Genomic DNA, 11,930 nt, shown 5'->3' on the forward strand with positions numbered 1-11,930 from the left:
CACCGCAAAACCCTGTAGATACCGTCTTGCCCCTCATCGGGCAAGGGCAATTTTCGGGTCAAATGGTTGGCCCGATTTAAGAACGGCGTAGACAAAATGTAGGAGTTTGCGCATCGCTGCACAGATGATTTGCTTGGGGGCCTTGCCGTTGGCCTTCAAGCGGTCCTTCATGGCGATGATTGCCTTGTTGTGCTTCAGTGCAACCAACCCAGGCATGTATAGACCCGCCCGAACGCGAGCCGATCCGATCCTCGAAATCACTGTTCTGCCTTTGAATTTTCCCGAGTCCTGCAGCTTTGGGTTCAACCCGGCGGCAGCGACCAGCTTGCGAGGGTCGTCATATTTACGCAGGTCGCCCAACTCGGCCAGCAGCCGCTCAAGGGTTTTCTGGCCGATACCGTCGATGGTCACGATCAAGTCGCGCATTTGGCGCATGTCTGGATCATCGTCGATGTGTTTTTTGATTGCTTTGTGAGTTTCAACGATCTCTTTCTCGATGTGACGCAGCACAGAGTTGATCGAGTCTTTGACCTTTTCGTCGGACACATCCAGGCGATTGAGCTCCATTTGCTCCATTTCCTGAAGGTCATCCAAGCGACGTACCATCGCCTTTAGCTGACGATATTTCAGCGGCTCCGGAGCCCAAAGCTGAAGCTTTTCAGCCTTTTCCCGAGCAAAGTCAGCGATCAATTTGGCGTCGCTTTTGTCGGTTTTTATCCGGCGCAGCTCGCTGTCGGCGTAAGCGTGGGTCGTAGCCGGATTGACGACGCAGACCCGGTAACCCTTGTTGTAGACGAACTCGGCAAGTTCCAGGTGATAAACGCTGGTGGCTTCCATCACGATCAGGGCTGTAGGCTCGACCTGCTTGTTCAACCAGGCGTCAAACTCTTTGAAACCTTTTGAGTCGTTAGCCAGTTTGGCTTTGGTTTTGTGCTTGCCGTTTGGCAGGTGAGTAGCGATATCAAAGGTGTTTTTAGCGACATCGACGCCGACGAAATTGGACATGACCGTTTCTCCATTAATCCGTTTTCGATCATCACTGCACTCTGTCCAACCTTGCGAATGCGGGCTCTCGCCAGAGACGGGCCCAAGATACCGTTCGAACTATACGAGTGAGTGTGGAGGGCTGGAGCACGATCTACATCACAGGCAAAAAGCCTAAGGAGCTGCACGGCTTCCAAGTCCCTCCCTCGATGATCAGTCGAGAACTATCGCTCCTGACGGAGCGATAGTCGAGATACAAGGAGCTGCCGAAGGCTGCGATCTATTGATCTGTTTTTTTTGAAAAAATCAAAAGATCGCAGCCTTCGGCAGCTCCTACAGGGGTGACGTTGTGCAATTCGTTTCATTACAACTTTGTCATTCAGTTGTCGGTTTGCCGTGCGGATCGCTCGGTAGCCTGACGTTGTCCCGGCGCCAATGCCGATCAACTTCAGCCACTGAGTGACTCATCATGAAAACCCTGATCCTCGCCTTCTCCGCCCTCCTCGCCACCGGTTCAGTATTCGCCGCCGATACGCCTGCCACCGCCGTGATTCATGACAAAACCGGCTTCTTCGTGCACCTGGATGTCGACAAAGTACTGTCCAGCACCGATATTTCACAGGCCTGCGGCGTGATTCCGGCGCAACTGAACTACCTCGATCATCAGGGCCGTGAACATGTGCTGGACTATCAAGTACAAGGCACCGGCTGCACCAACGACCATTGAGACTGATCGCCCATGAATATTCTGGTTGTCGAAGACGAACCCAAGGCCGGCAATTATCTGCTCAACGGTTTGCAGGAACTGGGCTACAGCGTAAGCCTGGCCCGGGATGGCGCCGACGGACTGCATCTGGCGCTGGAGCACAGCTTCGACGTGATCGTGCTGGATGTGATGATGCCGAAAATGGATGGCTGGGAAGTCCTGCGCCGGCTGCGCAAGGAAGCCGACACGCCGGTGCTCTTCCTCACCGCCCGCGATGACATTGCCGACCGGGTCAAGGGCCTGGAACTGGGCGCCGACGATTACCTGATCAAGCCGTTTTCCTTCGCCGAACTGGTGGCGCGCCTGCGCACCCTGACCCGACGCGGGCCGATTCATGAAGACGAACAACTGCAAGTGGCCGATCTGCAGATAGACGTGCTCAAGCGCCGCGTGACCCGCGCCGGGGTGCGGATCACCTTGACCAACAAGGAGTTCGCCCTGCTGCAACTGTTCGCCAGCCACACCGGGCAAGTGCTCGCGCGCTCACTGATCGCTTCACGGGTGTGGGACATGAATTTCGACAGTGATACCAACGTGGTCGACGTCGCCGTGCGCCGCTTGCGGGCGAAGATCGACGACCCGTTCCAGCTCAAGCTGATCCACAGCGTGCGCGGGATCGGCTACCGCTTCGATACTCAGCCATGAGCACGAATCGCCCGTATTCCCTGACCCTGCGCCTGGCACTGGTGTTTGCCCTGCTCGCCTTTGCCTCACTGGCCGGGCTCGGCGCGGCGCTGTACAGCGAGCTTGAAGAACAACTCATCCGGCGCGACGACACGGCGCTGGTCAGTCGCGTCGATCAGTTGCGCAGTTTCCTCAACGACAGCAACACCCTTGAGCTGATCAAGAACAAACCGGCGCTGTTCCAGAACATGCTCGGCAACCACGAAGCGCTGCTGACCATCGGCGCGCCAGGCCAGCCGCCGCTGTTGGTGGTCAATCCCGGCAACCTGGCCACGCCAAATTTGCCGGCGGTGCCGATTGACCGGCCGCTGTCGCTGAACGATGTGCAGCATCTGCCCGACGTCAACGGCGTGCCGTTTTCGGCCGTGGCGGCAAGCATCGATTCCGGCGATCTGGGCAATCTGCAAGTACAGTCCGGGCGCCTGATGAGCGAGCGCACGGCGATGCTCGCCAATTATCGTTTGAGTGTTTATGGCTTCGCGTCGCTGGCGGCGCTGATGTTGGCGGTGATTGGCTGTCTGCTGGTGTATCGCGGACTGTTACCGTTGCGGCGCTTGGCCAACCACGCCCACGGTATCGGCGTCGGCAACCTCGGTGAGCGTCTCGGCAGCCATGGCGCACCGCGAGAGTTGCAGCCGATGATCGAGGCGTTCAACGCCATGCTCGACCGCCTCGCCAAGGGCTTTGCGCAGTTGAGCCAGGTGTCCACCGACATGGCCCATGAACTGCGCACACCGATCAATAACCTGCTCGGCGAGACTCAGGTCGCGCTGCATCAGAACCGCAGCGTCGAGGCGTATCAGCAGTTGCTCGCCTCCAATGTCGAGGAGCTTGAGCGGCTGACGCGCATGCTCGACAACATGCTGTTTCTGGCGCGCACCGATCCGGCCAGTGCCTTGAATCAACGTCAGGAGCTGGACGCGGCCGATGAGATGCAGCGCATCGCCGATTATTTTGAAGGCTTGGCGGCGGATGTCGGCGTGTGCATCGAGGCGCGAGGCAGCGGCGTGATCTGGGCCGAGCCGATGTTGCTGCGCCGGGCGCTGGCCAATCTGTGCGCCAATGCGATCAAGTACGGCGCGGCGGATTCGACGGTACAGGTCGAGGCGTTTGCCGAGGCTGACGGCAGTTATCTGCGGGTGCGCAACCGGGGCGTGACGATTGCGCCGGAACATCTGGCGCGACTGTTCGAACGTTTCTACCGCGTTGACCCGTCTCGCGAGCGCTCTGCGCAATCGAACGGGCTGGGCCTGTCGATCGTTGCGACGATCATGCAGTTGCATCACGGTCGTTATGCTGTGAGCAGCGTCGATGGCGAGACGTGCTTCGAACTGTTTTTCCCCGCCCGCGAATCCCGGGGCTGACATCCACCACAAGTCCCTGTAGGAGCTGTCGAGTGAAACGAGGCTGCGATCTTTTGATCCTGATCTTTGCAATCAAAAGATCGCAGCGTGCCGCAGCTCCTACAGAAAGTGGTGGTGGGTCAGTCACCTGAGATTTTGACTGTGCCGCCGCTGTCGCGAGCAGGCTCGCTCCTACAGTTGATCTGCGCTCGGCTGATGATCAGGGCCATGACCATCAGGGCCGTGGCGACGCCGAAGGTGATGTGCAACCCAGTGGCAATAACGGCAGCCGGGGCTTGGGTCGGATCGCCGGTGGCCACGGCAAACACCGCGCCCATCGCCGCCGCCCCGGTGATCAAGCCCAGATTGCGCGCCAACCCGAGCAGTGCCGACACCACGCCGCGCTGATCCTGGCTGACCCCAGCCATCAAACCGGTATTGTTGGCTGCCTGGAACAACGCATAACCAGCGGCGATCACCGTCATCGGCAGCAGGTACGCAGGCAGGCCGAAACTCATCGGCAACAGCGCCAACAAGCCACAACCGCCGACCATCCCGAGCAACGCGCCGGGCACCACTCTCCGCGCGCCGAAGCGATCCACCAAGCGCCCGGCCGGTACGCCGCCGAACGCCGCCAACAAAGGCCCGACCGACAACACCAATCCGACCACCGTGCTGGTCAGGCCCAACCCTCGGCTCAGGTAAAACGGCCCAACCACCAGCGTGGTCATCATGACCGTCGTCACCAGCAGCGTCAGCGCCAGACTGCCACTCAGACGCAGGTCGGCGAACAGTGACAAGCGAATCAGCGGTGCCTTGGTCTTCATCTCGACCGCAATGAACAATCCCGCGCCGCACAGGCTGATCAGCAGCAACGCCGGGGTGAATCCGTCAAGGGTCATCGCCAGCGCATAGGCCGCCAGCGTCAGCATCAATAACCCGGTGCCGAAATAATCAAACGCAATACGCACCCGGACTGGCCGATCCGCCGGCAGATAGCGATACACCAGCCACGCATTGAGCAAGCCCAACGGCACGTTGAGCAGAAAAATCGAATGCCAGCCGGCATGCGTCATCAACAACCCGCCCAGCGACGGGCCGAGGCTGGTGCCGGTGGCCGACATGGTCGCCAACAACCCCATCGCACTGCCCGCCCGGGACTTGGGCACCGCATCGGCCACCAGCGCCACCGTCAAGGCGAACATGATCGCCGCGCCAAGGCCTTGCACCGCCCGTGCGCCGATCAGCCAGCCCAGCCCCGGGGCCAGCGCGCAGGCCAACGACGCGGCAGTAAAAATGCCAATGCCGATCAACAGCAATCGCCGCCGCCCGAGGCCATCCCCTAAACGCCCGACACTGACAATCAACGTGGTGATCGCCAGCAAGTAGGCCAGAACGATCCACTGCACCTGTGGAAACGTCGCCTCAAACGCCGCCGCCAGTATCGGCAACCCGGCGTTGGCAATGCTGGTGTCCAGCGACGGCATCAACATCGACAGCGCCAGACTGGTCAGGGCCCAGCGGGCTGTGGTGTTCAGGGGTGGTCGAGGCATGGCGCATTCACTGTGCAAAGTTAATGTGTCGTAGCCTGAGCCTCGACAATACAAGGCGCAAGACGCATGCTTTGCACTTAATACCTGCACAGAACGCCATATCATGACTGCACCGGATCTGAACCTGCTGATCACCCTCGACGTGCTGCTGCGTGAAGGCAGTGTCGCCCGCGCCGCCAAATGCCTGCGCCTGAGCCCGTCAGCCATGAGCCGTGCTCTGGCCCGTCTGCGCGAAACCACCGGCGATCCGTTGCTGGTGCGCGCCGGTCGTGGCCTGGTGCCGACCCCGCGCGCGCTGGAGTTGCGCGAGCGGGTCAGTCATCTGGTGCAGGACGCCGAGGCGGTCTTGCGTCCCGCCGAAGTGCTTGATCCCGGCCAGTTGCAGCGCACGTTCACCCTGCGCAACACCGACGGTTTTGTCGAAACCTTCGCCGCTGCCCTGCTCGCCCGCATCGCGCAAGAAGCGCCCGGCGTGCGCCTGCGCTTTGTGCAGAAAGCCGACAAGGACAGCACGCCGCTGCGCGAAGGCCGGGTGGATCTGGAGACTGGTGTGGTCGACGACAGCACCGACCCGACGCTGCACAGCCGCATCCTGTTTGAAGATCACTGGATCGGGGTGGTACGTGAGGGGCATCCATTGGGTTCGGGCAAGATCAGCGCCAAGCGCTTTGCCGGCGGCCAGCACATTCTCATTTCACGACGCGGACGCAGCAGCGGCCCGGTCGATGAAGCGTTACTCGCCTTGGGCCTGACGCGGGACATTGTCACTTCATTCGGCGGATTTTCAGCGGCACTGACTTTGGTCCGTGAATCAGACCTGATTGCCACTGTGCCGGAACGTCACACCAGCAAACTGCGCACCGGCCTGCACAGTTTTGCCTTGCCCTTCCAGATGCCACCAATCAGTGTGTCCATGCTCTGGCATCCGCGCATGGACGCCGACCCGGCACACCGCTGGTTGCGCAGTTGCGTGCGGGAAGTCTGTGCCTAACGCGCGTCACCGCCAGCGGGTTTGTAGAACAGGAATTTTTTCGTCTCGGCGGTTTTCCGGTATTCCTTGGCCCAACTCGGATGCACGTTGCGGTCATGGAAATACAACGCGCCGTTGGTGCGATCCTTGAGCTGACGGTTCAACGCCTTGCCGGCGATTTCCTTGGCCAGCGCGTATTCGGCATCTTCTTTGACCTGATCCGGACGCCCGTCACACCACCAGGAAAACTGGCAGCTTTTGGTTTCCGAGCCTTGCTTGACCACGGCGCAAACGGTGTCGGGAAAACCTTCATGGCCGAGGCGATTCATTACCACGCTGGCCACGGCTTCCATCTCCGGTGTGTCCCTGCCTTTGGCTTCCCAGTAGATACTGCGCGCCAGACAGGTGATTGGATCATCCAGCGGTGCGGCGCCTGCCGGGTCCACCGCTTGCACTTCGGTCGGGGTGATGGCTTCGGATTTAGGCGCCGGTGCCGCGCTGACTTTGTCCGCCGCTTTCTCTTCCAGCACCTGGGCTTTCTCTTCGGCTTTTGCCTTGATCGGCGTTTGATCGGTGGCCATGGCAGTGCCGGCCAACAGGGTTAACGCAACGCATCCAATCAACCATTTCAATGCCATGTCAGCTCTTCCGGCAGGGCCCGAGTCGGGCAAGGTGTTACGTAGGGGAGACGCCCGCATCCCGGGGTCTTGGCTGAGTGTAGACGGCAAAATCGCGGGTAACGTTCCGCTGAAAAATCCGCCAAATCAAGAAAAAGACATTGCACCCACCGGGGGCGTTTCGCGCATCATGGGCGCATTCAGCTCAAGGGAGATCTCCATGCGCTTCATGCCATCCGTTTTGCGCTTTGCCGCGTTGTCCGCCGGCCTGGCCTTTGCCGCCTCGACCATGGCCAGCGACGAGTCGCAACTGATCGAATCGATCAACAAGTACCGCAGCGAACCGCAACGTTGCGGTGCTCAGGCATCCAGCGAACTGCCACCGCTGTCGGCCGATCCGCGACTGCGGCTACCGGCCAGTGGGGCTGTCAATTTGCAGCAAGCCATGGCCAGCGCCAGTTACCCGATGGTCAACGTACAGGCGATCACCCTCAACGGCCCGCGCGATGCGGCGTCGGCGATGCAGGCGATTCAAGAAAGTTTCTGTCAGGTGGTGCTCGATCCGCAGTTCGTCGATGTCGGTGTCAGCCGCGCTGATCGTGATTGGCGCGTTGTGCTGGCGCGGCCATTGTTGTCGGCCAAACTTGGCGATGCGCAGGGTGAAGGGCAAAAACTGCTTGAGCAGCTCAACGCCGCACGCAGCCAGCCACGCCAGTGCGGCGGCCAGGCCTTCGCCGCTGCCGCACCGCTGGCCTGGAACGCGACGCTGGGCACGGTCTCCCAGGATCACAGCCGCGACATGGCCAACAAAAACTACCTCGACCACAAGGACCGCGACGGCCGCACCCCCGGTGACCGCGCCGAACTGGCCGGCTACAGCGGTCAACTGGTCGGCGAAAACATCGCCGCCGGCCAGGACACTGTGGGCAAAGTCGTCGACGGCTGGCTCGCCAGCCCCGGCCATTGCGCCAACCTGATGAACCCGCAGTACAAGGAACTCGGCGCCGCTTATGCGACCGACCCGAGGAGCGATGCAGGGATTTACTGGACGGCGATGTTTGGGGCGCAGTAAATCTCAAGCCCACAGTCTTTTTGTGGTGTTCTGCTGATCATCGACGGCATCAATCACCCGGTCATTAAGAGTGATTGGACGCTGTTCGACATTGCCCATACCCTGCGCCGTCCAGATCCGCGGTTAGCGGTTTTCCCCACAGCGAGGCTGTCATGTCAGAGCGCGTCTTGATCGATGGCTTCAATCGCCGCGTCGACTACCTGCGCATGTCGGTGACCGACCGTTGCGACTTTCGCTGTGTGTATTGCATGGCTGAAGACATGCAGTTTCTGCCGCGCCAGCAAGTGCTGACGCTGGAGGAAATCTACCAACTGGCACAAAGCTTCGTCGCACTGGGCACGCGCAAGATCCGTCTCACTGGCGGCGAACCGCTGATCCGTCCCGGCGTGGTGCAACTGTGCGAGCAGATCGCCGCCCTGCCCGGCCTGCGCGAATTGTGCCTGACCACCAACGGCTCACAACTGGGCAAACTCGCCGCACCGCTGTTCGACGCAGGCGTTAAACGCCTCAACGTCAGCCTCGACAGCCTCTGCCCTGAGCGCTTCAAACAGATGACCCGCACCGGCGATCTGGCACAGGTCATCGAGGGTATCGATGCCGCGCGCAAGGCCGGTTTCACTCGCACCAAACTCAACTGCGTGGTGATGCAGGGCCGAAATGATCAAGAGATCAATGATCTGGTGAGCTTCGCCATCGACCGTGAGCTGGACATTTCTTTCATTGAAGAAATGCCGCTGGGCGTGATTGACGAACACAGCCGCGCCGAATCGTTTTTCTCTAGCGCACAAGTGCGCGAACGGATCGCCGAACGCTACGCCCTGATCGACTCGGCCGAATCGACCCAAGGCCCGTCGCGCTACTGGCGGCTGGCCGAAGCCCCGCAGATTCGCCTGGGTTTTATTTCTCCGCACAGCCACAACTTCTGCGCTACCTGTAACCGGGTGAGGCTGACGGTGGAGGGGCGTTTGCTACTGTGTCTAGGTAACGAGCATTCGCTGGACTTGAAAGCCGTGCTACGCGCCCATCCCGGGCAACCGGAACGTCTGGAGAAAGCGATCATCGAAGCGATGAAGCTCAAGCCCTACAGGCACAACTTTGAAGTGAACGATGACGTACAAATCGTGCGATTCATGAACATGACCGGCGGTTGATGCGTCACGTCCACGCGTAATCGGGATCACCCAGCATGATCATCAGACCCAAGGTCAGTCAGTTCGCCATCCTTTTTACCCTCAAGGGTTCGATTGCCAAGCGAATCGCCTTGCGCACCCTGATGGTCACCCTGCTGGCGTCGGCGATTGTGCTGGTGGAAACCCTCCATCCCAGCAGCTTCACCAAGGTCAACGCCACGCCCTTCACGCTGCTGGGCTTGTCGCTGTCGATCTTCATGAGTTTTCGTAACAACGCCTGCTATGACCGCTGGTACGAAGCGCGCAAGGCCTGGGGCGAAGTGATCGTCCATGTGCGCTCGATCATTCGCGAAACCCACATCATCCGCGAATCGGAGCAACGCCGGCCGCTGCTGCTCAATCTGTGCGGCTTCGCCCACTCCCTCAACGCGCGACTGCGGCGTGAAGACGAGGCGGCGGCCAGCGGCGCGTGGGTCGACCCGAAACCCGACGCTCAGGTGCCCGACTACAGCGCACAGATCCTGCACCGGATCGGCGAACAATGCTCCGATCTGCAACAGGCCGGCGCACTGAGCGAATGGCGCTACATGCTGCTGGCCAATCACCTGACCAGCCTCACGCAAGCTCAAGCCGTGTGCGAGCGGATCAAGAATACGCCGCTGCCCTTCCCCTATACCTTGCTGCTACATCGCACGATTTACCTGTTCTGCATCCTGTTACCGTTCGCCATGGCCGAGCCACTGGGCTGGCTGACGCCGCTGTTCACCGCGATTGTCAGTTACACCTTTTTCGGCCTGGATGCGATTGCCGATGAGTTGGAAGACCCATTCGGCCGCGATGAAAACGACCTGCCAACCGATGCCCTGGTCCGCACGATCGAGCGCGACATTCTGGCTGAACTGGGTGTTGCGCAACTGCCACCGGCGTTGACGCCCGTCGATTACGTCCTGAGTTGATCGGCCAGTCACAGCCTTGTCTGAGCACTATTGGATTTAACAAAAGCCTGATTAGATAGCGGCTCCGCCAGAATTCGACTCAGGAGCCGCACTTGAGTACACCGCCGCAGGATCTTCCCCGCCCCGATCCCGTCACCCTGCGTCAGGCCTGGCGCTTCTGGCTCAAGCTCGGCTGTATCGGTTTCGGCGGCCCCGCCGGGCAAATCGCGATCATGCATCAGGAGTTGGTCGAACGCCGCCGCTGGATCTCCGAACGACGTTTTCTCCACGCCCTCAACTACTGCATGTTGCTGCCCGGCCCCGAGGCTCAACAACTGGCGACCTACATCGGCTGGTTGTTGCATCGCACCTGGGGCGGCGTGATTGCGGGCGTGCTGTTTGTGCTGCCGTCGCTGTTTATCCTGATTGCGCTGTCATGGCTGTACATCGCCTACGGTGACGTGCCGGCGGTGGCCGGGGTGTTTTACGGGATCAAACCGGCGGTGACGGCGATTGTGCTGCACGCGGCGCATCGCATCGGCTCACGGGCCTTGAAGAATGGCTGGCTCTGGGCGATTGCCGGGGCCTCGTTCGTGGCGATTTTTGCGTTCAATGTGCCGTTCCCGCTGATCGTGCTCGGCGCCGCGTTGATCGGTTATCTCGGCGGGCGTCTGGCGCCGCAGCGATTCGATAACGGCGGCCAGCGCAGCAGTGAAAAATCCTTTGGCCCGGCGTTGATTGATGACGACACCCCGACGCCCGAACACGCTCGCTTCAGTCTGTCGAAGCTCTCGCGGCTGGCATTGGTCGGCGCGGCGCTGTGGTGTTTGCCCATGGCCTTGCTGACGGCGTTGTTCGGCTGGGACGGCACTTTCACGCAGATGGGCTGGTTCTTCACCAAAGCCGCATTACTGACCTTTGGAGGGGCCTATGCGGTGTTGCCCTATGTCTATCAGGGCGCGGTGGGGCATTACGGCTGGTTGACGCCGACGCAGATGATCGACGGCCTGGCGCTTGGCGAAACCACCCCGGGGCCGTTGATCATGGTGGTGGCGTTTGTCGGTTTCATCGGCGGTTATGTGCAACCGGTATTCGGCGCGGAACATGCGTTCGCCGCCGGCGCAATGGCAGCGACGCTGGTGACGTGGTTCACCTTTCTGCCTTCGTTTCTGTTCATTCTCGCCGGCGGGCCGTTGGTGGAATCGACTCACAATGAACTGAAGTTCACTGCGCCGCTGACCGCGATCACGGCAGCAGTGGTCGGGGTGATTCTCAACCTCGCGTGTTTTTTCGCGTATCACGTGTTCTGGCCGAGCGGTTTCGTCGGGCAACCGGATGTTTTTTCGATAGCGCTGGCAGTCCTGGCGGCACTGGCGCTGTTCGTTTTCAAACGTGGTGTGATTGAAGTGTTGATCGTTTGCGCCCTTGTCGGGCTGGGCTTTCACCTGTTGCGCTAAACAACCGTCGCATCGCCGATGCGCAATCAATCGTTTACACGCCCGAGGAATGCCCCTTACTATCCGGGCACACCGGTCGGCGGGTCAGTCCCGCCACCGAAGTTTTCCGCCAACGGAAACACGCGTCATGAGTACGTCACTACAACAACCAAAATCGTTGAACGTCTCCGCTGTGTGCGCCCTCTGTCAAAGAGGCCGCGCATGAATCGCATCGTCAATCTCCCCATGGCCCTGCGCCGTTCCAAGCTGCGTCACTCCGCACGCCCGCCGGATATCGCCTGCTGATTTCCTGATTACCGTCAGTCAACAACACAAACTGGATGATGGCCTGTGGCGAGGGGATTTATCCCCGATGGACTGCGTAGCAGTCACGCCTTTTGGGGGCCGCTTCGCGCCCCATCGGGGATAAATCCCCTCGC

General features: G+C 60.4%; 11 protein-coding genes. 8 read left to right on the forward strand and 3 right to left on the reverse strand.

All coding sequences use genetic code 11. The annotated features are described in order from the left end of the window. Positions 1-33 precede the first annotated feature (33 nt). Positions 34-1,005: an IS110 family RNA-guided transposase gene (locus ACA043_RS17305; RefSeq protein WP_497657519.1), complete on the reverse strand. Its 972-nt coding sequence runs from the start codon at positions 1,003-1,005 to the stop codon at positions 34-36. Between the two features lie 448 nt (positions 1,006-1,453). On the opposite strand from ACA043_RS17305, the gene ACA043_RS17310 reads away from it, so the two are divergent. The 3 genes from ACA043_RS17310 to ACA043_RS17320 are packed head-to-tail and all read left to right on the forward strand — an operon-like array spanning position 1,454 to position 3,798. Next, positions 1,454-1,711: a DUF2790 domain-containing protein gene (locus ACA043_RS17310; RefSeq protein WP_401269444.1), complete on the forward strand. Its 258-nt coding sequence runs from the start codon at positions 1,454-1,456 to the stop codon at positions 1,709-1,711. Between the two features lie 12 nt (positions 1,712-1,723). Beyond that, positions 1,724-2,395 (forward strand): heavy metal response regulator transcription factor, encoded by a 672-nt coding sequence (locus tag ACA043_RS17315; RefSeq protein ID WP_187680525.1) that lies wholly within the window; start codon positions 1,724-1,726, stop codon positions 2,393-2,395. Further along, positions 2,392-3,798: a heavy metal sensor histidine kinase gene (locus ACA043_RS17320; protein ID WP_497657520.1), complete on the forward strand. Its 1,407-nt coding sequence runs from the start codon at positions 2,392-2,394 to the stop codon at positions 3,796-3,798. The genes ACA043_RS17315 and ACA043_RS17320 overlap by 4 nt, the downstream gene beginning before the upstream one ends. A gap of 119 nt (positions 3,799-3,917) precedes the next feature. Here ACA043_RS17320 and ACA043_RS17325 read toward each other — a convergent pair whose 3' ends face one another. Then, positions 3,918-5,330 (reverse strand): MFS transporter, encoded by a 1,413-nt coding sequence (locus ACA043_RS17325; protein WP_497657521.1) that lies wholly within the window; start codon positions 5,328-5,330, stop codon positions 3,918-3,920. Positions 5,331-5,433: 103 nt separating this feature from the next. Here ACA043_RS17325 and ACA043_RS17330 point away from each other — a divergent pair, with 103 nt between their 5' ends. Continuing rightward, positions 5,434-6,321 carry a LysR family transcriptional regulator gene (locus tag ACA043_RS17330; RefSeq protein WP_497657522.1) on the forward strand — a complete coding sequence of 296 codons (888 nt, stop codon included), beginning with the start codon at positions 5,434-5,436 and terminating at the stop codon, positions 6,319-6,321. On the opposite strand, the gene ACA043_RS17335 is transcribed toward ACA043_RS17330, so the two are convergent. Continuing rightward, entirely contained in the window at positions 6,318-6,938 is a 621-nt protein-coding gene (locus tag ACA043_RS17335; protein WP_497614426.1) for a cell wall hydrolase, read from the reverse strand. The two genes, ACA043_RS17330 and ACA043_RS17335, sit on opposite strands and share 4 nt — an antisense overlap. A gap of 199 nt (positions 6,939-7,137) precedes the next feature. Here ACA043_RS17335 and ACA043_RS17340 point away from each other — a divergent pair, with 199 nt between their 5' ends. The 4 genes from ACA043_RS17340 to chrA all read left to right on the forward strand — a co-directional run bounded on the left by ACA043_RS17340 (position 7,138) and on the right by chrA (position 11,511). Next, positions 7,138-7,989, forward strand: coding sequence for a CAP domain-containing protein (locus ACA043_RS17340; protein WP_489881259.1), 852 nt, complete (start codon positions 7,138-7,140; stop codon positions 7,987-7,989). Positions 7,990-8,141: 152 nt separating this feature from the next. Further along, positions 8,142-9,140: a GTP 3',8-cyclase MoaA gene (gene moaA, locus ACA043_RS17345; RefSeq protein ID WP_497657523.1), complete on the forward strand. Its 999-nt coding sequence runs from the start codon at positions 8,142-8,144 to the stop codon at positions 9,138-9,140. A 35-nt stretch (positions 9,141-9,175) separates the two neighbouring features. Continuing rightward, positions 9,176-10,075, forward strand: a complete 900-nt coding sequence (locus ACA043_RS17350; protein ID WP_497657524.1) for a bestrophin family protein — start codon at positions 9,176-9,178, stop codon at positions 10,073-10,075. 92 nt (positions 10,076-10,167) lie between these two features. Further along, the gene (gene chrA, locus ACA043_RS17355; RefSeq protein ID WP_497657525.1) at positions 10,168-11,511 is read left to right on the forward strand and encodes a chromate efflux transporter; all 1,344 of its coding nucleotides are present in this window, start codon (positions 10,168-10,170) and stop codon (positions 11,509-11,511) included. Positions 11,512-11,930 lie beyond the last annotated feature (419 nt).

Source organism: Pseudomonas sp. LBUM1648 (genome assembly GCF_059716145.1).

Coding starts and splice junctions, on each gene's coding strand:
- ACA043_RS17305 (WP_497657519.1), bottom strand. CDS start 1,005: ATGTCCAATTTCGTCGGCGTCGATGTCGCTAAAAACACCTTTGATATC.
- ACA043_RS17310 (WP_401269444.1), top strand. CDS start 1,454: ATGAAAACCCTGATCCTCGCCTTCTCCGCCCTCCTCGCCACCGGTTCA.
- ACA043_RS17315 (WP_187680525.1), top strand. CDS start 1,724: ATGAATATTCTGGTTGTCGAAGACGAACCCAAGGCCGGCAATTATCTG.
- ACA043_RS17320 (WP_497657520.1), top strand. CDS start 2,392: ATGAGCACGAATCGCCCGTATTCCCTGACCCTGCGCCTGGCACTGGTG.
- ACA043_RS17325 (WP_497657521.1), bottom strand. CDS start 5,330: ATGCCTCGACCACCCCTGAACACCACAGCCCGCTGGGCCCTGACCAGT.
- ACA043_RS17330 (WP_497657522.1), top strand. CDS start 5,434: ATGACTGCACCGGATCTGAACCTGCTGATCACCCTCGACGTGCTGCTG.
- ACA043_RS17335 (WP_497614426.1), bottom strand. CDS start 6,938: ATGGCATTGAAATGGTTGATTGGATGCGTTGCGTTAACCCTGTTGGCC.
- ACA043_RS17340 (WP_489881259.1), top strand. CDS start 7,138: ATGCGCTTCATGCCATCCGTTTTGCGCTTTGCCGCGTTGTCCGCCGGC.
- moaA (WP_497657523.1), top strand. CDS start 8,142: ATGTCAGAGCGCGTCTTGATCGATGGCTTCAATCGCCGCGTCGACTAC.
- ACA043_RS17350 (WP_497657524.1), top strand. CDS start 9,176: ATGATCATCAGACCCAAGGTCAGTCAGTTCGCCATCCTTTTTACCCTC.